21 protein-coding genes and 1 other annotated feature are annotated in these 24,317 nt (G+C 28.1%); of the genes, 13 read left to right on the top strand and 8 right to left on the bottom strand.

Features of this window, described 5'->3' with window-relative positions:
• Positions 1-188 precede the first annotated feature (188 nt).
• From gatC to gatB, 3 genes are read left to right on the top strand one after another with little or no spacing between them, the layout of a single operon-like run.
• Positions 189-473 (top strand): Asp-tRNA(Asn)/Glu-tRNA(Gln) amidotransferase subunit GatC, encoded by a 285-nt coding sequence (gatC, locus tag GXK56_RS01820; RefSeq protein WP_160684135.1) that lies wholly within the window; start codon positions 189-191, stop codon positions 471-473.
• 13 nt (positions 474-486) lie between these two features.
• Entirely contained in the window at positions 487-1,926 is a 1,440-nt protein-coding gene (gene gatA, locus GXK56_RS01815) for an Asp-tRNA(Asn)/Glu-tRNA(Gln) amidotransferase subunit GatA (RefSeq protein ID WP_160684132.1), read from the top strand.
• 12 nt (positions 1,927-1,938) lie between these two features.
• Positions 1,939-3,378 (top strand): Asp-tRNA(Asn)/Glu-tRNA(Gln) amidotransferase subunit GatB, encoded by a 1,440-nt coding sequence (gatB, locus tag GXK56_RS01810; protein WP_160684129.1) that lies wholly within the window; start codon positions 1,939-1,941, stop codon positions 3,376-3,378.
• A 223-nt stretch (positions 3,379-3,601) separates the two neighbouring features.
• Here the strand turns inward: gatB and GXK56_RS01805 are convergent, their stop codons facing one another.
• Positions 3,602-4,750, bottom strand: coding sequence for an HD-GYP domain-containing protein (locus GXK56_RS01805; protein WP_160684126.1), 1,149 nt, complete (start codon positions 4,748-4,750; stop codon positions 3,602-3,604).
• 248 nt (positions 4,751-4,998) lie between these two features.
• Between GXK56_RS01805 and GXK56_RS01800 the strand changes: the two genes are divergently transcribed.
• Positions 4,999-6,876: a hypothetical protein gene (locus tag GXK56_RS01800; RefSeq protein WP_160684123.1), complete on the top strand. Its 1,878-nt coding sequence runs from the start codon at positions 4,999-5,001 to the stop codon at positions 6,874-6,876.
• A gap of 123 nt (positions 6,877-6,999) precedes the next feature.
• Here the strand turns inward: GXK56_RS01800 and ilvN are convergent, their stop codons facing one another.
• Both ilvN and ilvB read right to left on the bottom strand, forming a co-directional pair.
• Positions 7,000-7,302 (bottom strand): acetolactate synthase small subunit, encoded by a 303-nt coding sequence (gene ilvN, locus GXK56_RS01795; protein WP_160684120.1) that lies wholly within the window; start codon positions 7,300-7,302, stop codon positions 7,000-7,002.
• On the bottom strand, positions 7,295-8,977 hold the full coding sequence (gene ilvB / locus GXK56_RS01790) for a biosynthetic-type acetolactate synthase large subunit (protein ID WP_160684117.1): 1,683 nt from the start codon (positions 8,975-8,977) through the stop codon (positions 7,295-7,297). Before ilvB ends, ilvN begins: the two co-directional genes overlap by 8 nt.
• 63 nt (positions 8,978-9,040) lie before the next feature.
• Positions 9,041-9,295 (bottom strand) — a binding site (T-box leader).
• 190 nt (positions 9,296-9,485) lie between these two features.
• Between ilvB and GXK56_RS01785 the strand changes: the two genes are divergently transcribed.
• From GXK56_RS01785 to GXK56_RS01755, 7 genes are all read left to right on the top strand, one after another.
• Entirely contained in the window at positions 9,486-10,187 is a 702-nt protein-coding gene (locus tag GXK56_RS01785) for an MBL fold metallo-hydrolase (protein ID WP_160684114.1), read from the top strand.
• A gap of 29 nt (positions 10,188-10,216) precedes the next feature.
• The gene (locus GXK56_RS01780) at positions 10,217-11,095 is read left to right on the top strand and encodes a PHP domain-containing protein (protein WP_160684111.1); all 879 of its coding nucleotides are present in this window, start codon (positions 10,217-10,219) and stop codon (positions 11,093-11,095) included.
• A gap of 119 nt (positions 11,096-11,214) precedes the next feature.
• A complete protein-coding gene (locus tag GXK56_RS01775; RefSeq protein WP_202127805.1) occupies positions 11,215-11,784 on the top strand; it encodes a GNAT family N-acetyltransferase in 570 nt (189 codons plus the stop codon).
• A gap of 473 nt (positions 11,785-12,257) precedes the next feature.
• Positions 12,258-14,192 carry an ABC-F family ATP-binding cassette domain-containing protein gene (locus GXK56_RS01770; protein ID WP_160684108.1) on the top strand — a complete coding sequence of 645 codons (1,935 nt, stop codon included), beginning with the start codon at positions 12,258-12,260 and terminating at the stop codon, positions 14,190-14,192.
• A gap of 126 nt (positions 14,193-14,318) precedes the next feature.
• On the top strand, positions 14,319-14,504 hold the full coding sequence (locus GXK56_RS01765; protein WP_160684861.1) for a hypothetical protein: 186 nt from the start codon (positions 14,319-14,321) through the stop codon (positions 14,502-14,504).
• 27 nt (positions 14,505-14,531) lie between these two features.
• Positions 14,532-17,780, top strand: a complete 3,249-nt coding sequence (locus tag GXK56_RS01760; RefSeq protein ID WP_160684105.1) for a DEAD/DEAH box helicase — start codon at positions 14,532-14,534, stop codon at positions 17,778-17,780.
• 80 nt (positions 17,781-17,860) lie between these two features.
• Entirely contained in the window at positions 17,861-18,568 is a 708-nt protein-coding gene (locus tag GXK56_RS01755; RefSeq protein ID WP_160684102.1) for an MgtC/SapB family protein, read from the top strand.
• A gap of 159 nt (positions 18,569-18,727) precedes the next feature.
• Here the strand turns inward: GXK56_RS01755 and ytaF are convergent, their stop codons facing one another.
• The 3 genes from ytaF to GXK56_RS01740 form a co-directional block, all read right to left on the bottom strand.
• On the bottom strand, positions 18,728-19,342 hold the full coding sequence (ytaF, locus tag GXK56_RS01750; protein ID WP_160684100.1) for a sporulation membrane protein YtaF: 615 nt from the start codon (positions 19,340-19,342) through the stop codon (positions 18,728-18,730).
• Between the two features lie 251 nt (positions 19,343-19,593).
• Positions 19,594-20,454 (bottom strand): cation diffusion facilitator family transporter, encoded by an 861-nt coding sequence (locus GXK56_RS01745; RefSeq protein WP_160684097.1) that lies wholly within the window; start codon positions 20,452-20,454, stop codon positions 19,594-19,596.
• Positions 20,455-20,806: 352 nt separating this feature from the next.
• A complete protein-coding gene (locus tag GXK56_RS01740; RefSeq protein WP_160684095.1) occupies positions 20,807-21,097 on the bottom strand; it encodes a hypothetical protein in 291 nt (96 codons plus the stop codon).
• 292 nt (positions 21,098-21,389) lie between these two features.
• Here GXK56_RS01740 and GXK56_RS01735 point away from each other — a divergent pair, with 292 nt between their 5' ends.
• Entirely contained in the window at positions 21,390-21,587 is a 198-nt protein-coding gene (locus GXK56_RS01735) for an alpha/beta-type small acid-soluble spore protein (protein ID WP_160684092.1), read from the top strand.
• A gap of 280 nt (positions 21,588-21,867) precedes the next feature.
• Entirely contained in the window at positions 21,868-22,590 is a 723-nt protein-coding gene (locus tag GXK56_RS01730) for a DUF421 domain-containing protein (protein WP_160684090.1), read from the top strand.
• A gap of 582 nt (positions 22,591-23,172) precedes the next feature.
• Here the strand turns inward: GXK56_RS01730 and GXK56_RS01725 are convergent.
• Entirely contained in the window at positions 23,173-23,379 is a 207-nt protein-coding gene (locus tag GXK56_RS01725; RefSeq protein ID WP_160684088.1) for a hypothetical protein, read from the bottom strand.
• 13 nt (positions 23,380-23,392) lie between these two features.
• Positions 23,393-24,298 (bottom strand): YIEGIA family protein, encoded by a 906-nt coding sequence (locus tag GXK56_RS01720; RefSeq protein WP_160684085.1) that lies wholly within the window; start codon positions 24,296-24,298, stop codon positions 23,393-23,395.
• Positions 24,299-24,317 lie beyond the last annotated feature (19 nt).

The following is a 24,317-nucleotide window of genomic DNA, read 5'->3' as shown; positions in this document are numbered from 1 at the left end:
TCGAACTTACTCAGCGAGCGAATGCGAGTCGAGTTTCTTTAAAAAACAATTAACAATTGAAGTGCAAAGCTCCTATGGAGTTTGATAAAAATTATATAGTAAGATAATAGCTTTTTATGAAGTTTAAAAAGTTATTAGAGTGATTTAAAAACAGTTTATGAAGACAAAAATTTAATGAGGTGAAAAACATGAAGGTTAGTATTGATGAAGTAAAATATATAGCGCAGCTTTCTAAGTTGAAGTTTTCTGATGAAGAAGCAGCTGCATTTGCAAAGGATTTTGAAAATATTTTAGAGCATTTTCAATATTTAAATGAATTAGATTTAGAAATTAAAGATGATCAAGATTATAAGGCTGAATTAAAGCCAATCGTTAGAAAAGATGAAGTTAAAGTTTTTGAATGTAAAGATTTATTTAGAAACGTTAAAGATATGCAGGATACTTATATTAAAGTACCAAAGATTATTGAATAGGTGGTGATATAGGATGAAAATGAATATTAAGGAAATGGTAGATAAAATTAAAAGTGGAGAATTAACTAGTGAAGCGCTAGTTCAATCATATATTGACGAAATTACTAAAACTGAACCAACAGTTAATGCATTTTTAAGCCTTCAATGTGAAGCTGCTTTAGCTAAAGCAAAAGAAATTGATGCTAAGGTTAGAGCTGGAGAATCTTTAGGAAGGCTTGCAGGTGTTCCAATTGCAATTAAAGACAACATTTGTACTGAAGGAGTAAATACTACTTGTGCATCTAAAATGCTTGAAGATTTTATTCCACCATATGATGCAACTGTAATAAAAAAATTATTAGCTGAAGATGCTATAATCATTGGTAAGACTAACATGGATGAATTTGCAATGGGTTCTTCTAATGAAAATTCAGCATTTAAGAAGACTTTAAATCCAAGAGATACATCAAGAGTTCCAGGTGGGTCATCAGGTGGTTCAGCTGCTGTAGTTGCAGCAAAAATGGCACCAGTATCTTTAGGCTCTGATACAGGTGGATCTATCAGACAACCAGCTGCATTTTGTGGAGTTGTAGGTCTTAAACCAACTTATGGATTAGTATCTAGATTTGGACTTATTGCTTTTGGTTCTTCTTTAGACCAAATTGGACCATTTTCTAATTCAGTTGAAGACAGTGCTTATATTTTAAATATAATTGCTGGTACTGATTTATATGATTCAACAAGTATTAGAGAATTAAAAGAAGTAGATTATACTGCTTCATTAAAAGATGGAGTTAAAGGAATGAAGATTGGAGTTCCTGAAGAATTCTTTGGTGAAGGTTTAGATAAAGAAATAAAAGCATCTGTAAAAAACAGCATAGAAAAATTAAAGGAACTTGGAGCAGAAGTTGAAACTTTCTCATTCCCAATTATGAAAGATGGTTTAGCTGCTTATTATATAATATCATCTGCTGAAGCAAGTACAAACTTAGATAGATACGATGGTATTAGATATGGTTATAGATCTGAAAATTACACAAATGTTGATGAATTAATGGAAAACAGCAGAACTGAAGGTTTTGGACCAGAAGTTAAGAGAAGAATTATGCTTGGAACTTATGCATTAGCATCTGGATACTATGATGCTTATTATAAAAAAGCAGATTCTTTTAGAGAAAAATTAAGACATGATCTTAAAAAGACTTTTGAAAAATATGATTTAATTGTAGGACCAGTTTCTCCAGTATTACCTTTTAAAATTGGTGAAAAAAATTCTGATCCATTATCAATGTACTTAGCTGATATATACACTATTAATGTTAACTTAGCTGGTAACCCAGCTATATCAATTCCATCAGGAAAGAGCCAAGAAGGTTTACCAATAGGAGTTCAATTAATAGGTGACATGCTTAGTGAAGAAAAAATATTCAAAGCTGCATATAGCTTAGAACAAGCTTTGGCTGTTGAATTATAGGAGGGTGAAAAAATGAATTTTGAAACAGTAATAGGACTTGAAATACATGCAGAGTTAAAATCAAAAACTAAGATTTTTTGCTCTTGTTCAACTAAATTTGGAGCAGAACCTAATGCTAATACATGTCCAATTTGTACAGGAGTTCCTGGAACACTTCCAGTACTTAATGAAGAAGTTGTAAATTTAGCTATAAAAGCAGGTACAGCACTTGGTTGTACTATAAATAAGTATAATAAAATGGACAGAAAAAACTATTTCTATCCTGACCTTCCAAAGAACTATCAAACTTCGCAATTTGATTTACCAATTTGTTCTGGAGGTCATGTTGAATTCGAATATGAAGGAAAACCTGTTAATGTTAGATTAAACAGAATTCATATAGAAGAAGATGCTGGAAAGCTTATCCACGTAGAAGGTGAACCAGTTTCATTAATAGATTACAACAGAGTTGGTGTGCCACTAGCAGAAATAGTTACGGAACCAGATATGAGAAGCGTTGGTGAAGCTGTAGCATTTATGAAAAAACTTAAAGCTATTTTAGAATATGGTGAAATTTCAGATTGTCGTATGGAACAAGGTTCTTTAAGATGTGATGCTAATATTTCATTAAGACCAGTAGGACAAAAGGAATATGGTACTAAGGTAGAGCTTAAAAATATCAACTCATTTAGAGAACTTCAAAAGGCTCTAGAAAAAGAAGAAAGAAGACAAAGAGAGCTTTACACTTATGGTGAAGGCCATAAAGTAGTTCAAGAAACTAGAAGATGGGATGCAGCAAAAGGTAAGACAATATCTATGAGAACTAAAGAAGAAGCAGATGATTATAGATATGTTGTTGAACCAGACCTTCCACCAATAATAATATATGATGAACAAATAGAAACAGCTAAGGATTCTTTACCTGAAATGCCAGATGAAAAGAGAGAAAGATTCTTAAAAGCCTATGAACTTACAGAGAAAGAAGTAGAAATCCTAATAGGAGATAAAGCCCTTGCTACCTTCTTTGAAAAAGTAGTTGAACTTGGTGTTAAACCTAAGATTGCTGCAAACTGGATTCTTGGAGATATTTTAAGAATATTAAATGACAAAAAGATTGAATCAGAAGACATGACTATTGAAGCAGAAAATTTTGCAAAGCTTCTTAAAGTTGTTGAAGAAGGAAAGATTAGCAACAATGTTGGTAGAGAAGTTCTTGACGAAATCTTTGATGAAAATAAAGATCCAATGAAAATAATTGAAGAAAAGGGACTTATGCAAATAAGTGGAACTGATGAACTTGAAAAAATAGTTGATGAAGTAATTGCAAATAATCCACAATCAGTAGAGGACTTTAAAGCTGGAAAGACTCAAAGTGCGGGATTCTTAATGGGTCAAGTAATGAAACTTTCAAAAGGTAAAGCAAATCCAAAGATAGCTAAGGAACTTGTAGATAAGAAGCTTGCTGAACTTTAATTTAAGGATGGCAATTCTTATAATCATAAATTAATTAGATATAATATTAGTAAAATGAAATATTTATAAACAATTAAAAAGTAGAGAACATTTGACTTTAAATCAGATATTCTCTACTTTTTAGTATTGAAATAACATATATAATAATTTATAAGTTAATTATAAGTTCGTTAGATTATACTTAAAATATAATTTCTATATTTTAAAAAGTTAAAATAAAAAACTATAAAACAAATTCTTTAATATCTAAATCTTTATGTTCAGATAATTTAATGAAATTTTCCTCTAATAAAATCAAAGGTCTATCTAAATTATTTATATCCATTTGAATTATTTGAGCTTTCTTGTCATTATTTAAAATTACATCTTTTCCTACATAATAGCTAAACATGTGGTGTAAAAATATATTACAATAATTATAATCTAATTTACCAAAGCTTTCTTGTTTAATTATTTCAAGTGCTTCAAAAGGTAATTTCTTTTTTCTATATGATCTATTTGAATTTATAGCATCGAAAACATCAGCAATTCCAATTATTTTTCCAAAAGTTGATATTTTTTCTCCTTCAAGACCTAGAGGATATCCACTTCCATCAACCCTTTCATGATGCATCAATATGCCTTGAGCAACAGACTTATCTAAGAAATTAATTTCTTTAACAATATTATATCCTAATAGTGGATGAGACTTAACTATTTTTAATTCTTCTTCACTTAAGGGATTAGTGTTACTTAAAATTTTAGAATCTATTTGAGTTTTTCCTATATCATGTAAAAGACCAGAATAAGTCAATAATAGAACTCTCTTATCTTCAAGTCCTATCCACTTTCCTAGAAGATTACATAAAACAGCAACATTTATGCTATGTCGATATATAGTATCTGCACCACTGCCATAAAAAACTATATCATTAATTAATGCAGTTAAATTGCCCATTTTATCTTGAAGCTGTTTAGATATTGTTCTAATTTCCTCCATATTATTTGTTTTATAATTACCTAAATTAAAAAATGTTTGATTTAAGCTTGCAGCTATTGAATTAAAGCTCTTTTCTATAATAGAAACAGTATCGGCAACAGTAGTTTTTCTATTATTAGCTTCATTAGGATTTGATTCTTCATCACCGAAAGTTTCAAATGCTGGATTGTAATATTTTTTTGTTTTATACACCACAACTTCATCTAAAGTCTCTTGATTTTGAAGTAATTTTAATAAAGTATCTTCTATCTTTGTATCTTTTTCTATAGTCTTATTTTTACTAATTTCAATAGATTGAGCTATTACCATTCCTAACTTTAGGTCATCTATTTTTACTATTTGTAAATTTTCTTGTAATTTAACAGTTTCTAATACATTATTATTTTCACCCATGTAACCAACTCCAATTTATTATTATTTATACCTAATTAATTTATACCCACATTTTAATTATTCTACATAAATATAAATTATCCTGTTAAAAAAGGGAAGTATTTAGAAGAAAATATCTATAAAAGATAATTAATGTAAAATAAGCAAACTCAGGTGACGCAGTTACAAAGTGGAATAAATATTAAGTAAAGGGAATATTTATATTAATAGGTTGAAACAGGTTAAATTAATATGATGAGGTGGATATTATGAATACACTAAAAGGAAAATTTGAAAATAAAACAAAAACTCGAATAAATATAATTGGTTCGGAGAATGCTGAAAAAAATTACTTAAAAAAACTACTTGTAAAGCAAGATCTATTTAATAAAATTGATTTGAAAAATGATTATGGCTTCTATCGCTTCCCAACTGAATTATTATGCTCATCATGTAAGAATGATTTGGTCAATGTATACTTAGATTTTAAGGAAGAAGAAGAAATTATTAAGGAAGTCAGGGATAATATATTAAAATCAATTTACGAAGCAGCTGTGAAGGAAGAATGGTTAGAAAAAGAGAATAAGGAAAGTCTTGTTGAAAATTTCACGCAAAATTATATCTATGCCTTAGGGAGTTTCTATGAGTCAGCCTTGAATAATTTTTTTGAAAAGAATAATATAAAAGATTTATTTGAAACAGTAAATTTCCAAGGATTATTCTATGAGTTAAAGAGAATTGATTATATTAAAGAGCAAGAAATCTTAGATTGTGAAGACGATTTAATATGGGAAAGATATTTTGAAGAATTCCAAATAAATATGAAGGAACAATATGAAAAATGGAAAAAAAGAATTCTTGAATATTATGATGATCAAATTGAGGGATATGAATTCATTAATGAATATACAGGGGAAGAAAGTAAATATTCTAATGAGGATTTTAATAAATTATGTGAAATTCTATATGGGTCAAATAGTTCATGTGCGTTAATGATTAAGAGAGCATATATTGAAGTACCTTCTAGTAATGAAAAGTATTCAGGAAAGGTCTTTATATATTTGCCAAATGCAAACAAATATGAAAGCGTTACTCAGAAAATTGAAAAACGTATAGGTGAAGATTATAAGGAACTTTTTATAGTTGTAGGTAAATCTTATAAAGACTTTGAACATTCTTATAATTTTAAAGAAAAAATTAATGACATAACTTTAAGTAAAAGAATATTTTATCTTTTAAGCAAATTTAGTACTTATGAAAATCAATTACTCATTGAGGAAATTAAAAGAAAATCAGCTAATATGGAAGATGACTTTTTAGAAATCTTTAAATCAAATATATCAAAAAAATTAGGAATATCTGCAGAGAAAATTACAGTAACTGAAGATTTCAAAGATTTTGATGAAATCTCATTGAAACCATTAAATACAAATGATAATTTTTTAAATCTGTTGGCTAGAATAAAAAAAGAAAGTGAAGAAATTCAAAGTACAATTAAAATAAAATCCTCAAGTAAGGAAAAGGTAATAAATATATCATTAAATCAAGAAAGAATGAGTGTACAAGCTTTAGTGGGCATGCTTTATGAAAGATATAATAGTTATTTAGTTGACTTATGGAATAAGATAATTGAAGGTGAAAAATTAGATAAAGACAATAATAAATATGATTATAGTGAAATACGTTCAATTATTCTTAATAGGAAAGATGATTATAAGGAATATAAGCATATTTCTTGTGAAAATATAAATAGGAAGCAGGAAAATATTATTGATTTTAGTTTAAAAAGTGGAGATTATAATGACAGTAAAAAAATATTAAAAATGCTTGTGAATTATGGATATAATACTGTGGGATTTAACTCTAATGAAAGTAAAATTATTGTTTCAGTTGAAGGTGAAATATCTAAAGAAGATAAAGAAAAGTTAATAAAATCAATAAAAGGAAGACTTGAAGAAAGTGCTGTCAATTATTTTGAAAATGCATTTTTAGTTCATGTATCAGAAAAGAAATTCAATAAAAATAATTTATATAAAGCTTTAGAAGCTGAAAAAAATATAACTATAAATGACTTCTATTTTGCTTTTAAAGAGGTTTTTAGGAGAATAAGTGAAAACATATTAAGATATGAAGTGTTGCTCCAATAGAACTAATAAATCATAAGAATACTTCAAGTTAGTTTATAGAAAACTTATTTAATTGATTAAACTTAAACTCATTCAGTACATACTTTGTACTGAATGAGTTTATATATTAATAGTATAGTATTTCTAAGCTTCAGGTTTGATTTTAAGAACCTTATCAAGATTTTCAAATACATTTTGGTCATAATCTTGATGGAGGGAAACCTCTAAAACGTCATATAATTTTTCTAATTGCTTTATAATTTGGTCCAACACAAAATCATTTTTAACGAGTAGAAACATTTTACTTGTAGAACCATCGCCTATTTGAGCACAAAGTATTCCTTCTAAATTAAAGGCACGTCTTGCAAAAAGTCCAGTAATATGGCTCATTACACCTGAATGGTTTCTAACAACAAGTTCAATAAGATAAAAATTAGTATTAATCATTTATTGCTTCACCGCCTATCATTTCTATGTTTGCTCCACCTGGAGGAACCATTGGAAGAACATTTTCTGTTTCTTCAATTGGAACATTAATTAAATATGGACCATCCTTAGATAATATTTCTTCTAAAGTTTTTAAAGGATCTTCTTCATTTCCTAAATCGCAAGCTGGAATTCCAAAGCCTTCAGCTATAATTTTAAAATTTGGATTCGATATAAAAGAAGATGCTATATAATGCTCATTATAAAATAATTCTTGTTGTTGACGAACTAATCCTAAATGATGATTATTTAATATGAATATTTTTACATTAAGATTCAAATCAGCAAGTGTTGCAAGCTCTTGAACATTCATTAAAATAGACCCATCTCCACTAAAACAAATTATGGTTTTATCTTTATTTGATAATGCTGCTCCTAAAGCAACTGGAAGTCCAAAGCCCATGGTTCCAAGACCGCTTGAGGTCAATAAGGATTTTGGTGTGATAAATGGATATCTTTGTGCAACCCACATTTGATGTTGTCCAACATCTGTAGCAACAATAGTATTTTTAGGTGCTTTACTGCCTATAAAAGGTATTATATTAGCTGGATGTAGCATGTTATCATATGAAGGGAAGGGATACTTCTCTTTAAAAAATTTAATTCTATCAGTCCAGCATTTTCTAGGCTGTGCTTCTATGTGAGGAAGAATAGTATCAATAAAATCATAAATATTGGCAACCATAGAAAGACTACTTGTTTTAACTTTATTTATTTCTGAAGGATCAATATCAATGTGAATAATAGAAGCATTAGGACAAAACTTATCTATATTTCCGGTAGCTCTATCATCAAATCTAACACCTAAAGCTAAAATTAAATCAGCTTCATTAAGTAAGTAATTGGTGAAAGGAGAGCCATGCATTCCCAGCATTCCAAGACTCAAATCATTCTCACAAGGAAAGGCTCCGAGTCCCATAAGACTTAAGGCAACAGGAATATTGCTTTTATTAGCTAAAGCATATAAGCTACTACAGGCATTAGAATTAATAACACCTCCGCCTGCATAAATTACAGGCCTTTTAGAACTATTAATTAATTCAGCCATACAGTAAAGAGTGGAAGTCTTTAAATCTTTTTTTGGTTTAGTAATATTATCTTCTAAAGCCTTAGGAGGAAATTCATCTAATTCAATAACTTGATTTTGAATATTCTTAGGAATATCAATAAGTACTGGACCAGGTCTTCCTTCAACTGCTATTTTGAAAGCTTCGGGAATGACTGTGAAAAGTTCATCTATATTTCTAATTAAAAAATTATGCTTTGTAATAGGTATAGTTAATCCATAAGCATCAACTTCTTGAAAAGCATCAGTTCCAATTGCTGATAAGGGCACTTGACCTGTAATTGCAATTAAAGGAATAGAATCAAGCTTTGCATCTGCAATAGCAGTCAATAAGTTTGTAACTCCAGGGCCAGAGGTTGCAAAGCATACTCCAACTGTATTTGTGCTTCTAGAAATACCTTGTGCAATAAAACCAGCTCCTTGTTCGTGGCGAGCTAATATATGTTTAATTTTACTATTGTAAAGAGCATCATAAAGTGGAAGATTAAACCCACCAGGAATACCAGATATATATTCTACGCCTTGATTTTCTAATAATTTAATTACAATTTCTGAACCTTTATATTTCAAAACAATCACTCCTAACATAAATATTTTAATTTTCAGTAATAAAAAACTCCTCATCCTATATATTAATAGGACGAAGAGGATATCATCGCGGTACCACCTAAATTTGTATAATTAAATACACACTCATTATAATACAGGTTAAAAACCGATATTACTGTCCTTTTAACGGTAGACTATCCGTTTAATTCTACTCTCTGCAAAAGATTTCGATTAAAAACTCAAAGGCTACATTCCATATATATCTCATGAGAATTTACAGCAACCATTCTCTCTCTTCGTTTTAATAATATATGTACTCTTCCTTATCAAAGTTTATACTTTATTAAGTTAAAATAATTATATTAAAAAAAGTTTATAGTTGTCAATGAAAAATGCAAAATATTCAGAAAAATTAAAAAATACTTGCAATAAAATATATATTAATTTATAGTGGCTTTACTTATTATAAATAATGTCGTATATTGTTAATGATATCCAATAATAAGATTATTTGTGAGGGATAAGTGAAATGAATAAATTAGAATTTTTAGGCAGAGGTTCTGGATATAACGTCATAGAAGGAAATACCTGCGGTTATATAAAAATTGATGATACTTTATTATTAATAGATTGTGGAGAAGGAATATTTCAAAAGATAGTAATAAAGAATTTAATTGAAGGAATAAAAAATGTACATGTACTTATTACTCATATGCATTCTGACCATGTAGGTTCACTGGGGAGTTTCGTAGGTTATTGCTATTGGAAGCAAAAGATTAGAACAAATATATATTTTCATGAAAAAGAAAAAATAGCAGCTTTTTTAAAGCTAACTGGTGCTGTTGAAGGAGAAAGTTTTAGTGTATATAATACAAATAATATAAGAATTAATGAACTTAACTTAACTTTAAATGCTTCAATTACAAAGCATGTAAAAACACTTAATACATATTCATTTTTACTAAAATTTGATTATGGAAACAGTATTTTTTACAGTGGAGATACCTATGAAACTAATTTTAATATGATTCCTTTTTTAGCAGAAGGAAATATTGTTTATCATGATACCTGTTTAAATGATGGAGAAGGAAATGTTCATACATCTCTTAGGGTATTAAGTGAATTAGTTCCAAAACAATATAGAAAGCAAGTTTATTGTATTCACATTGATGGTGATAATTTTATTGAAAAGGCTCAAGAGGAAGGCTTTCAAGTTGTTGATTTAGTGTAGTATAATAGATAATTTTAGAAGGTGAAAATATGGATTATAAAATAGATTTACATACTCATACGAATATCTCTGATGGAGCTTCCACACCTAAAAAATTAATAGAAGATGCTGCTTTAGAAAATATAAAAGCCATAGCTTTAACTGATCATGATAATATTGCTGGTATTAAAGAAGCAGCTAAATATGCAAAAGAAAACAATATTGATTTTTTAAGTGGAATAGAAATAAGTTCTTTATATAAAGATGGAAGGATACTTCATATTTTAGGCTTAGGAATTGATATTGAAAATGAAGATTTTTTAGAAGCTTTTTATAATATGAAAAGAGCAAGAGAAGATGGAATAAAACATATATTAATGGAAATTAATAAAAAAGGTATAAATATATCAATTGATGAACTTAAAAGAAATTCCTTAAGTAAATATTTAGATAGATATGATATTTATAGATATTTTATAAAAAATAGTATTTGTAATTCTCCTCAGGAAATTTGGGACAAATATTTAGATCCAATTCCTTATAAAGAAGGAGAACTTATAAAAGTGAAAGATTCTATTAACATAATAAAAAAAGCTGGTGGAGTATCATTTTTAGCACATTACAATAAATCTATTGGCTTTGGCGGACTTAATAATCATAAAATAGAAAAGGAAATAAAGAATTTAATTGATCTAGGCTTAGATGGTGTAGAGAAGTATTATCCCTCCTATACACAAGAAGATTACATCTTTTTAGACTATATTATTAATAAATATAATATGATATATTCTGGAGGAACTGATTATCATGGAGGTAATAGACCTGAAATAAAAATAGGTTCTGGCGAAAATAATAATTTATTTATTTCATATGAAATTTATAAGAATATTATTCAAACAATTAATATTAAAAAAAGCTATAGTTATTAATATTTTTGTGATTTATAGTAAAATTAGACAACAAAGTTGTTTATACTCTAATGATTATGGTGTAAAATAATATAAGGATATAATCGTTTAAGATTGATTTTAATTTTAGGAGAACTTTAATGTTAAATCATAAAGGCACTGTAGTTTTAGACACCAACAACTTTATATTAAGGCCATTTACATTAGAAGATATTCCAGATATGTATTACAATTGGGCACGTGATAAAGAGGTTACAAAATACCTAACCTGGGAAGAGCATTATAGTATGGAAAAAACCAATAAGATAGTTACCTTTTGGGAAAATTCTTATAAGAGTAATGAATATTATAATTGGGCAATTGAAGATAAATCTACAAATAAAGTTATTGGCAGCATTAATCTTATGAACTTAGATAACTATAATGAAAACTGTGAAATAGGATATTGTATAGGTAAAAGCTTTTGGAATCAAGGTGTAATGACAGAAGTATTAAATGAAATTATTAAATTTGCATTTTTAGAATTGAATTTTCAGCGAATTACAGCTAGAAGACATATAGATAACATAGCTTCAGGAATGGTACTTAAGAAATGTAAATTTGCTTATGAAGGTACTTTAAGGAATGTAGTAAAAGATAGCAAAGGTAATTTTGTTGATTGTAAATATTACTCTATATTAAAATCGGAATATTTAAATAATAATGATTAGTTATAATTATTGAAGTAAAAAGCACTTATAGGTATATTGAAAATTTAGTTAAAGAAATAAATTAAGTAAAGGGAGTGGATATTGAATTATATCTGCTCCTTTGTTTATAGGTATATTGATAATTAACATATATTTTGAGTGAAAAATAGTTGATATATACATAATAAACTATTAATGGACATATATCATATACAAGGGAAGTCGAATTTAGTTTATATAATAATTATTATGTAAACTAAACTATGTCAAATTTGGTTGGTTAGTGCATAATCATAATTCCGATTTTAACACTGTAATTTATCAGCATTATCTTTCAATAGAAAAACATATATTGCAGTATGTGTTTCTGAATAATATTATCTAGTAAAGTTAAGAATTAAAAAGTTTAATAATAGTTTTGCGCTTTCATTTTGGATTATGGGCTTCATGTGTTAAAATAAGGAGTATACAATTGATGAAGGAGAAAAAAATAAATGAATATAATTACTTTAGAGAATATAAATAAAAGTTATAGTGAAAAAGTATTATTAAACAATGTATCACTTGGAATTAATGATGGTGATAAAATTGGTTTAATTGGAATAAATGGTGCAGGTAAATCTACCTTTTTAAAAGTTGTATCTGGACGTGAAGAATTTTTTGAAGGTAACATAATAAAAGGTAAAAATGTTAGAATTGAATATTTAGATCAAAATCCTGATTTCGATTTTGAAGCAACAGTTTTAGAACAGGTTTTTAAAGGAGACACTAAAGAAATGCAGCTCCTTAGAAAATATGAAGATTTACTAGAAAGAATCAATTCCTGCAGCTTAGAGGAATTTGAAAATTTAAATAAAGAATTATTAAAGCTTCAAGAACAAATAGATTCTTTAAGCTTATGGGATTTAGAAAGTGAAGCTAAGACAATATTAACTAAGCTTGGAATTAAGAACTTTCATGATAAAGTAGGAAATTTATCTGGAGGTCAAAAAAAGAGAATTGCTCTTGCATGTTCTCTTATAACACCATGCGATCTTTTAATCTTAGATGAGCCTACTAACCATTTGGATTCTGATTCCATTGAATGGCTTGAAGAATTTTTAAATGGAAGAAAAGGCGCACTACTTATGATTACCCATGATAGATATTTTCTAGACAGGGTTACTAATAGGATTATTGAGTTAGATAGAGGTAATCTGTATACTTATCCTGGTAACTATACAGCATTCCTTGAAAAGAAAATCGAAAGACTTGAAACTGAACAGGTTCAAGAAGATAAAAGAAATGCATTAATAAGAAATGAATTAAAATGGGTAAGACGTGGAGCAAAGGCAAGAACAACTAAACAAAAAGCTAGACTTCAAAGATTTGATGAGCTTGTAAGTACTGAAACTATAAGAAGACAAGGCGATGTTGATATTTCTTTTGTTGGTACTAGATTAGGTAAAAAGGTTGTTGAATTATATGATGTTTGCAAAGCTTTTGGTGATAAAACTTTAATTAAGGACTTTAATTACATATTTTTAAGAGAAGACAGAGTTGGTGTTGTTGGTGAAAATGGAGCAGGGAAAACTACTTTAGTTAACTTACTTAGAGGTAAACTTCCTTTAGATAGTGGTACAATTGAAATTGGAGATACTGTTAAGATAGGATGCTTTGCTCAGGACAATACTAATATGGATCCTAAGCTTAGAGTTATTGATTACGTTAAAGAAGGCGGAGAATATATACCTGTAGAAGATGGAACTAAAATAACAGCATCTACTATGTGTGAAAGATTCTTATTTGACAGCACAATGCAATATACTCCAATAGAAAAATTATCTGGTGGAGAAAGAAGAAGACTTCATCTACTTAGAGTACTTATGGAATCACCTAACTTTTTAATCTTAGATGAGCCTACTAATGATTTAGATATTGAAACTTTAAAAATATTAGAAGATTTCTTAGATAAATTTTTAGGTATAGTAATTGTAGTATCCCATGATAGATATTTTTTAGATAGAATATGTAATAAGATTTTCTCATACGAAGGTAACGGATTAATCAAAGAATATAATGGTAACTACAGTGACTTCTTAATTGCTAATGAATTAGAAAAAATCCAAGAAGACGTAAGTGGAACAGAAAATAGAAATAAAGATGACAAATCTAAAGGTTCTAAAGAAAGATCAAAGGATAATAAGCCTAAGTTCACCTTCAAGGAACAAAAGGAATTTGAAACTATAGATGAGGATATATCTAAGTTAGAAGAAAAAATAGAAGCTTTAGATAAAGAAATGGCTAAAAACTCTTCAAATTATGGTAAACTTAATGAATTGATAAAAGAAAAAGAAGCAGCTGAAAAAGAGTTAGAAGAAAAGTATGAAAGATGGGAATACTTAAATGAAATTGCAGCAGCTATTGAAGAATATAAAGCTAATAACTAAATGGTGAAAATGATTAATAAATGATTTTTGTTCTATTAGAAGCTATTACATGAATTACAGTAGTTAATATGAAAGGAGAAAAGGATTATTCTTATGAGAATTTAAGCAATAATCCCTATTGATATGATGGAAGTACATATATTTTTAAAAGGAAAGCCTGAAGCTAAAATATTTAAAGGTGATAGAATAGACATTTTAGATATTAATCTTCAAGGAATTGATTATAAGCAAATAAGATATTTCAGAAAGGGAATTTCTAAATCTGAATATATCAGCGTAAATCTTATAAATAAGATTAAGACAGTAGAATAGCAGTTATGAAAAATGCAGGTGATTTAATTGATTAAACAAATTTTACTAGAAGGCTTTAATAAATGCATAACAAATTCAGTTAGAGTAAATGGAGAACGTGTTTTAAAAAATGATTTAATTAGGGATTTGGATGTGAATGTTGATAAATATAATATAAAATTACGTTCGGTTGTTGTTTCAGAAAGTCTGCTTAGCGAATATTCTTGCAAGCTTGAAATAGATAATGAAACAAAAGACGTTATTGGATCATATTGCAGCTGTGCTGAGTTTGAGAAAAATGAATTTAAAAAGGATAATTATTGCTGTAAGCATTTAGTTGCAACCTTTTATGAATTTTTAAGCAACATTGATCATGATGACGAATTAAGAAATAAAATAACTGAAAATATGGAGCCTAAAAACAAAAAAGTAACTATGAAAAAAAGTAACTATGAAGACCTATTGTCAACCTTAATTGGAGAGCATGATAAAGAAAAACTTAAAATTGATATTACCATAAGCAAAAATAATTGGTCTTCTAAGCTTCAAGCTGATTTTAAAATTGGTCTTAAAAGTAATAAGATGTATATGATTCGTGATATTAATCAATTTTTAGTATCACTTTACAATCGAGTTCCAATAAAATATGGTAAAGATTTTTCATTTGATATAAAGGAACAATGTTTTTCTTATGAAGATAAGAGATTAATTAAATTCCTTAACAACTTAAAAAATCTTGAAACCAGTGATAGAAATTTTAAGCGCCATCAAGACAAGTTAATAGATGGAAAGCTAATAACTATTCCAGATATGATGGTTAAGGAATTTTTAAACATTATTAAAAAGAACAGGATTTACTTAGGAGATGGATTTTTTTATAGAATTTTAGAATCTGAAATAATAGAAGGAGATATTCCTATTCCTTTTTCCTTATCCAATAATGATGATTCTATAATGCTTGAAGCTAGTAATGGAATGCCTGAAGCGTTGACAAGAGATGAAGATGTGTTTTTATGGGGAACAACAATTTATATTCCTTCAATAGAACAATGTGAAAGATTGTCACCATATTTGAAAATCTTTAATACAATGTCTAATGTGTCCTTTAATAAAGAACAAGAAGTTAAAATCTTAAAAGAATTAATACCTTCTCTGCAAAAGCTTACAGATGACTTAAGATTGTCCAGGGATATAAGAAGCAAGGTAATATCAGGTCCAGTGAACTTTAGGTTTTACTTTGATAAAGATAAGGACATAACTTTAATGTTTAAGGTATCTTATGAAGGACATGAATTTAACTATTTTGAAGAATATACAGACAAGGTTATTTATAGAGATACTAATAAGGAATATGAAGTTTTTGGAACACTTAGAAGTCTTGGTTTTGAAGAAGTTAATGGAAAAATGTACTTTTTAAGAGACGATGAAGATGCCTTTAAATTCTTTAAATATGAAGTAGAAAAGCTTCAAAGATATGGAGAAGTCTTTTATTCAGAACGATTTAAGGGAATTAGAGATATTAAAAAGTCTGATTTTAAAGGAGAAGTTAGAAAAGGCAAATTTGATTATTTTGAATTAAAGTTTGAACTTTCCAATATTTCAGACGATGAAATGACTAAGATCTTAAGAAGCTTTAGAGATAATTTAAAATATTATAAATTGGAAAATGGTGAGTTTTTAGATTTAGAAGAAGCAGCTCTTAAGGAAGCTTTAGTACTTATGGATAATTTGCTTTTAGAGGATGAACTTTTAAATAATTCAATTGAATTCCCAATTAATAAAGCTGCTTATTTGGAAGATTATTTAGAAGCTAAAGAGTTAAGGTTTATTAAGAGCTGTGATGAAATTAAAGAGCTTAAGGGAAGGTTAAAGAATATTCAAGATAAAGTATTTCAACCTCCTTATGGGATTCAAGCTACACTTCGTGAATATCAAAGAGAAGGATATAATTGGTTTAGAACTTTAGATTATCTTGGATTTGGAGGAATTCTTGGAGATGAAATGGGACTTGGTAAAACTCTTCAAACAATAACTTTTTTACTTTCAAAGCCAAATTCTAAAACACTTATTATTGCACCAACCTCTTTGATTTACAACTGGAAAAATGAATTTAATAAGTTTGCGCCATCTATGAAAATAGCTATTTCAAATGGAACTCCAGAAGAAAGAGAAGCTTTAATAAAAGATTATAAAGAATATGATGTAATTTTAACTACCTACAACCTTTTAAGACGTGATTTAGAGCTATATGATATGGAATTTGATTATTGTATTTTAGATGAAGCACAAAATATTAAAAATCAAAATTCTCTAAGTGCTCAAGGGGTAAAGGAAATAAAGGCAAGAGGCAGGTTTGCTTTAACAGGAACACCAATAGAAAATTCATTAATGGAGCTTTGGTCCATATTTGACTTTGTAATGCCAGGATATCTATATAATGAACAGAAATTTGTAACAAGATATCATAGAAGGCTTGAAGAAGGACCAGAAATCCTAGAAGAATTAAATAGACTGGTAAAACCATTTATTCTAAGAAGATATAAGAAAAATGTAATTAAAGAACTACCAGATAAAATTGAAAAAAGATTATTAGTACCTATGAGTGATGAGCAAAAAGTAGTATATGAAACTTATTCAAAATATGTTAAGGACTTAATCGAAAAGAAGGTTGAAAATTTTGAATTTACTAAGAGTAAAATAGAAATTTTAGCTTATATAACAAAGCTTCGCCAAATATGTTTAGATCCATCTGTTACAATGGATAATTATTCAGGAACAAGTGGAAAGGTAGAAGCGCTTATTGAACTTTTAGAACAAAGTATAGAAGAAGGACATAAAATACTAGTGTTTTCACAATTCACCTCAGTTCTTAAGAATATAGGAAAAATCCTTAAAGAAAAGGAATTTTTATTTTCATATTTAGATGGTAAAGTTTCCTCTATTAATAGAATGAAAATGGTAGATGAATTTAATAATGGAGAAAACAACATATTTTTAGTTTCCTTAAAAGCTGGTGGTACTGGACTTAATTTAACCAGTGCTGATATAGTAATTCATTTTGATCCATGGTGGAATCCAGCAGTGGAAGATCAAGCTACAGATAGAGCTCACAGAATAGGTCAGCAAAATGTAGTTGAAGTAATTAAACTAATTGCAAGTGGAACAATAGAAGAAAAGATAATACAGCTTCAAGATTCAAAAAGAGAACTAATAGATAAAATCTTAGGTGATGATTTATCAGTCGGAGCCTTTATAAACACATTAAAAGAAGATGAAATTCTAAATTTATTTAATTAACTTAATTAAATAAGTTTAGAAAAGCCATGCGCTTTTCATCCTCAATTGTTCATTGTTAATTGATTAAACGGGGGTAGAATATGAGAGATATAATTTACAATGTTTCGGAATACTTAAGAGAAATTAATACAGTATCAATAATATTAAGACTTGCTTTAGCTACAATCTGTGGAGGAATTCTTGGAGCTGAAAGAGGAAGAAAGAGAAGACCAGCAGGTCTTAGAACACATATTTTAGTATGTATTGGTGCAGCCATGGTCATGATAACCAGCCAATATATGACAGATATATTAAAAATAAATACAGATGCAACAAGAATGGGAGCACAGGTTATAAGTGGAATTGGTTTTCTAGGTGCAGGAACAATTATAGTAGTAGGAAAGAATGAAATTAAAGGTCTTACAACAGCAGCTGGACTTTGGTCTTGTGCTTGTATGGGTCTTGCAATAGGAATTGGTTTTTATGAAGGTGCTATTATATCATGTGTATTCTTAATAGGGGTATTAAATGTACTTCATAAATTTGATTTGTATTCAAGAACTCATTCTAGGATATTAGAGGTATATGCTGAAATTAAGCATATAACTGGTGTTACGAACTTTATGAATAGTATTAAAGCTGATGGAACAAAGATTTCTAATATAGAACTTAAGAAATCAAAAGAGTTTGATAATCATGTTATTGGACTTACAATGACTTTAACATTAGCTGATAAAATTGATCATGCAGAGTATATTTTAAAGCTTCATAGTATTGAAAATGTATTATCTGTTGAAGAAATTGTGTAGTTTTAAAGGCAATAACCACATTGGAGTGCTACGTTCATCCAAAGTGGTTATTGCCTTTTCTCGTTCTGCCATATTAATCTTACTTAAGAATATGAAGTATTATAAAATACTCTTGCTAAATATGGTTAGCTCAAGAGTTACTTTATAAATAAAAGAATATTAATTAAATAATTCGATAATACCAAGTATTATTAGCAATATGCCTGAAATTAATGGTGCATATTTTCCTAAGAAATTACCTAGAACATTATTTCCCATTGTTTCACCAAGCTTAAGTGTAACCATACTTAATATGAATGTAAATATTACAGTGAATTGAATGCTAACTCCTGTTATACTTGCTGCGATTCCAGTACCTAAGTTGTTAAAGGTTAATGCAAATGCTACAAGGATTGCTTCTTTGAGATTAATATCGCCAGAGTTATCTAAATCCGATTTTTCCGCGTACTCAAGCATATCGTTAATATCTTTTAAAGCAAGCTCTTTTGAGCGCATATTATTTTTGAGTTTTGCTTTGCTTTGGATTACAAAATATCCGCCCAAAATAATAATAACACCAGCACCAAAGCTATTTGATATATAATATGGTAAGAAATTTGATATATAGATTCCAACTGTCATAGCTAAAAAAGTACCTGTAGAAGTTATGATTGCTATTATAAGATTTGGAAGTATTCCAATTTTTATTTTCTTTAGGCCATAAGCGGTACCTACAACTAAATTATCTAAATTGGAAGATAAGCTAAACAATAATGCAGATAGAAATAAAGTCATGCATGTATTTTCCTTTTTAGTATTTTAACTTTAATATATGATTGTAAATTTATGTGGTGAAAAAATTTGTGAGCTACTAAGTAATAAATTAATAAAATGGTGAAAAATAATCACCTTTAAATTCTAACAATTAATTTAAAGACAGCAATTGTAAGGTTTTAAATATGAACATTTTCAATTTAAATAATAGAAAGTAAAGCGATGGATAAATGCATCGCTTTATTTTAAAAATAAGTGGGCTGCTGATAATTTTATCTTTCTGAAGCTTCTAAATGAATCATTATTTCTGAGTGATCCAGAGATTTTTTTATATCATTTTCAATATCATCACATATATTGTGTGCATCTTTAATTTTCATGTTTTCAGGAAACACCAAATGTAATTCTATATACCTAACTCGCCCAGACTTTCTTGTTTTAAAGTTATGATAATTACAATAAGCAGCTGAAAATTTATTGATACTATCTTTAATAATTTCAATTTCGTTATTAGATAGGGTAACATCTAAAAGAGGATTGAACGCAGATATTAATAATCCAATGGCTTCCTTTAATATAAATATTGCAACTAAAATTGCTACAACTGGGTCTAAGTAGTATGACTTAGTTATCCAAATAAAGAACAAGCCAACACCAACACCTAATGATGTATAAACATCAGCTTTTAAATGTAAGGCATCAGCCTCAAGGGCTATAGAATCTTCTCTTTTAGCAACTGTGTATAGTTTTCTAGAGACGATGAAATTTATGGCAGCAGAAATAAACATAACTATAAATCCCAGGCTGATTGATTCAACTGTTTCAGGAAATATTATTTTTCTTATGGCTTCAATTATTATCCAAATAGAAGCAGCTAATATAAGAAGAGCTTCAATTACTCCAGAAATATTTTCTACCTTTCCATGTCCATAAGGATGCTTGTCATCAGCAGGCTTATCAGATATTTTTACTGAAATAAATGCTATTATAGCAGCTAATAAATCCATAGTAGAATGCATAGCTTCAGATAATATACTTACGGAACCTGTAACAAGCCCTACAATTAATTTTATAATTATAAGGATGCTGTTTGAAAATAGAGATAATCTTGCGACTTTAACTTTTGCATTCATGTAAAACACCTCCTTAGTTATTAATATAAGCTCTATCACTTGATAAAATATATTAATAATATGATATATTTATATGCAGAAAAAATCATGGTGTGAATACTGATGGATATTGTCAGTTGATAATGATAACTATTAGATTAAAGTATGATAGAAGCTCGGATGTTTTGGAAGTGTAAAGGAAGATGAAAGAAAAAGGCTATTATCCTAGAAATTTTCGTGGTAATATGGGGCGGAAATGAAACAGTATGTAATAAAATTTAGGAAAGATAATAACCTTAAAGAATGCCATAATATAAAAAATGAATTCCAAGAAAAAATTGAGATTAATTGCTAAAGTAAATTTATTTAAATATTATCCGATTATTGGATCATCAGCTGCAGCAGCATTATTGTTATTGCCGTTACTGTTATTATTATTATTATTATTATTATTATTTTGTGTAGAATTAGAATTTCTAGCTTCTTGCAATACTGTTAAGTACTCTTGTTGAGAGGCAATTGTTAGTAATAAACAACCTATACCAACAATGAAATTTCCAAGAACATTTAATTCGTCAGCATTTCTATTCTTTGCAATAGAAATAGTAATCGCATTTGTTAAAATCACCATATCTTCAGGAGTTAAGTTTTCGAAACCTGTCATTACTTACACCTACTTACTGTAACATATAATTAATAAGTATGATGTTTGTTTAAATAATATGAGTATAGGGTGCTAAATAAATATGATATAAAATTTGCTCTTCATAATTGCTATTCAAAATTAATAATATTATATCTTGTAATAAAAAACTAAAATTTTAAATAAGTATTTTAAAAGAAATTTGTTAAATCAATGCTATATTTTCTATTATTTTTATAGAGTATTATTTTTCATATTGGTTAATCTATTACTGCCAAACAAAATTTATTTTAAATTAAGGAGGTAGATAACTATGTCATCACATAATAAAGCTTTAGTTCCAGAGGCAAAAGCAGGTTTAAACAAATTAAAAACTGAAGTGGCTTCAGAAATTGGATTAGAGAATTATGAAAATATTGACAAGGGAAACCTCACTTCAAGACAGAATGGATATGTTGGCGGAATCATGGTAAAACACATGGTTGAAGAATATGAACATGGCCTTGAATAAATAAGAGGTTAAAAAATTCTCCAATAACCATATCTTTTACTAGGGTTAATAAAGGCTGGAAGAACTTATAAGATTTTAATTTAAGTTCTTCTGGCTTTTTATGATTAAATAAATATTTCTATTACTATTTTTCAAGATGATTTATACTTTTTAACATAAATAAAAGCATTTAAAAAGCTAATAATAAGAAATAAAGAAATATATGATTAAAACAGATGTTAATATATGGCATAATTATATATTAATTATAAAAATCTACCAATAAGGATGGTGTCTTTAAATGGAAAATATAATAATTAATACGGTTTTAAAATCCATAGCTGCTTATGTTTTTGCTCTTATTTTAGCGAGAATTATGGGGAGGAAACTAATATCCCAAATGACATTTTTTGATTTTATTGTAGGTGTAAGCATGGGAACATTAATAGCAAATGCAATGACAGATCTATCAAATATATCATCATCTTCTATTACTGCATTAGTAATTATATCAATACTAAGTGTAGGAATCGCTTGGCTAAATATAAAAAGTTTTAATATGAGAAAATTAATAAATTCTGAGCCTGTAACTTTGGTTGAAAATGGAATAATTGTAGAAGAAAACATGAAAAATACTAGAATGACGATAGGTGAGTTAATGATGAAAATGAGAGAAAAAAATGCTTTTAGTTTAACAGATGTGGAATTTGCAATAATGGAAACTGATGGTGAATTATCAGTATTAACTAAGGCAGATAAAAAGCCAGTTACTCCAGCACAAATGAATATTAATGCAACAAGTGAAGGTCTTATGAAAGATGTAATAATAGATGGAAATGTAATGGGAGAAAACTTAAAAAGGGCAGGAGTAGACGAAAAATGGCTTAAAAGTGAATTAGAAAAGCAAAACATATCAGATGTTTCTGAGGTATTTTATGGAGGTATATATGGAAATAGGAAATTACATATATCAAGGAAATCTAATAACAAACACGAACAGCCAGGACAATATGGATTAGAATAGCTTGTAGATGAATTAATTTATTAATCTACAATAGCTGATGGTTCCGCTTAAGAAGCAAAAAAATATGAATATTGTATTTAATAATTATATTTAATAGTTTTAAATATAGGAGAATTAATAATAAGCTAGGTGTAGATGAGAAGTTTCTAAGTCTAACTTATTTGCATGCAAAAAAACTAATAGTGCTAAAATTGATTATCCTTTAATTACAATTTTAGCACTTAAAAATGATGGTTATATAAACATAGCCTTTAGCGGTGTTTGTGATTATCCATTTATATCGTTAGAAGTAGAAGAGTATTTAAATGATGAGAGTATGTCAAATGATGATAAATAATATATAGCTTTATTATTTCTGCTGCTATTACTTATAATTATTTTTCTATGTTATATATGGAAATACTCTGATTAGGCATAGAGATATTCTGGAGAATATTGAAAATGGATATAGTTATTCTCTAGATTTATGCTAAATACTTTTATAGCAATAGCTTAATATTTCACTCATGGCGTTATATAAAAATTTTTTTGTTATAAAAGATATTCCTATGGAGTTAATAATCATACCAATGTTACTTTAAGTTAACTTTTGCTAATAACCATATAATCTCCACAAGTAAGCTGGACAACTTCTGCTTTTAAAGCTTTAGCTATATCTTCAGTTAATTGCTTTTGCTCTTCTAAATTTTGAGCAACTAAGATTAAAGGATTACCATTTTGTGCTCTATCTTTACTTAAAGATATATAGGCTATTATCTCGTAGCCTGTATTATATGAATCTGCACCCATAACATCACCTCTTTTATTTCTTAGGATTAGAGTTCATTATTTTAGAATTCTTTTTTATGCTTTCAAGAAGGGGAATTTTCTTTATAGTTTCAATAAATGCACCCTCATCATAAATAATTGGAACCATTACAATTGCAATTCTACCTGTTTCATAATCACATTTTGTGTAATGATATCTTTTAAGACCTAGAACCCTACAAGTTTCAAAAATTATAGCTTGCCTTTGTCCATTATGATTAAGTATTCTGTTATAATGTTGTTCTTTAGGATAAATAACAGCAGCTAAACCACTATTTTGAACTAATTCTCTAGAAAAATCTGTTCCTAGATGATTTGTTACAAATATGTCATCAACATATAACACAGAGTTTTTTACAGTTATTTTCCCTAGCGTTATATTTGCTATATCCTCAACAGCTTTACCTTTTGAAAATGTTTTTAGCATGTAAAGTGAAATAACTGCAGATATAATTCCGCATAATATATTAATTAAGATATTGGCTTTCGGAATAATATGCATAGTTAGGCTGGTTATAAATGACACTAATAATGAAAAATAATTCCTTGCCTCAAAGGTTTTGGCGATTCCATCAATGTAGGCTTCTCCTCTAAATACATGTTCAACATCATCAAGGGATTGAAGGCTTTCTTTTTCGATTCTCCTTACTTCACGAAATTGCTCAGTAGCAAAAGCAAGAAAGGTAATAGCTTCAAAGTTTTTTTCAAGAAGTGCAGGAATAGCAATAGCGCCTATACCTGAAGATATAAATGCAGTTACCAAATGAATAAGATATCCATTTGGATAGCTAGGATACTGCCTATAATCAACTATAAGAGTAAAATATCTTGCTAAAGTTCCGCAAAGTATTGAAACCACAATAACTATAAGAGAATATTGTGAAAGTATTTCTTCTTTCATTAGAATCCCTCCAATATTT

This window comes from Clostridium sp. C2-6-12, assembly GCF_009928485.1.
In the GTDB taxonomy this organism is placed as follows: Bacteria; Bacillota; Clostridia; order Clostridiales; family Clostridiaceae; genus Clostridium.
This window is presented reverse-complemented; position numbering and strand designations above follow the sequence as displayed.